This is a genomic window from Psychromonas sp. Urea-02u-13 (genome assembly GCF_002835995.1).
Lineage (GTDB): Bacteria > Pseudomonadota > Gammaproteobacteria > Enterobacterales > Psychromonadaceae > Psychromonas.
The window spans coordinates 1-649 of sequence record NZ_PJBZ01000235.1 but is presented as its reverse complement, the minus strand read 5'-3'; the positions used below and the strand labels follow the sequence as shown (position 1 = coordinate 649).

Sequence of the window (649 nt, the reverse complement as noted above, 5' to 3'; positions counted from 1 at the left end):
TCACCCGCATCAATAGAAGCGCGCACACCACCAGAGTTCATAATGCCAATATCTGCATTGACTTTAACCGCTTGCGCCGTTGCGATTAAGTGACCTAAGTTAGTTTGTTTATAACGTACATTATCGCGTTCGCCGTCAAGGAACTCGCTTGCTGTTGCAATCACTTCTGTTAGCTGTTCTTGTCCTTGGTCTTGGTAAGTACGTAGCGTTTCAAGTAAATCACTGTTTGGGACAATCTCTTCGGCAATTAAGATACGATCACCGTCTTCATTTTTTTCTTTTAAATTAACAGGAATTAATTGGTAGCTAACAAGATTCAATTTGTCATTGAAGTATTCAAAATCAGCACGGCCAACATATTTACCCCATTCATGCGCTTGCATCAGGTAAGTGCCATTTTGTTGGTCGGGTTTACATTCACCGCCGGCAACAAAGTCCGCGTATTTGTCACTGTCTGGTTCCATACACACGGGGTTTTGTGAATGCCCCCCAACGACAAGTTGCAGATCACCCACTTCGAGCGCTCGTGCCATTGCAACATCACCCGGTGCATTACTACCGTGTTGACCATCTTCATAGTGGCCCATGTGTGTGGCTGCAAAAATAAGATCTGCACTGCCTGCATCGTTGATCTCTTTAATGACTTTTT

Annotated in this window: 1 protein-coding gene; it reads right to left on the bottom strand. The window is 44.2% G+C overall.

Annotated elements, in window-relative coordinates:
• The coding region (locus tag CXF74_RS21580; protein ID WP_198552964.1) for a 5'-nucleotidase C-terminal domain-containing protein at nt 1-649 on the bottom strand (649 nt) is incomplete at both ends.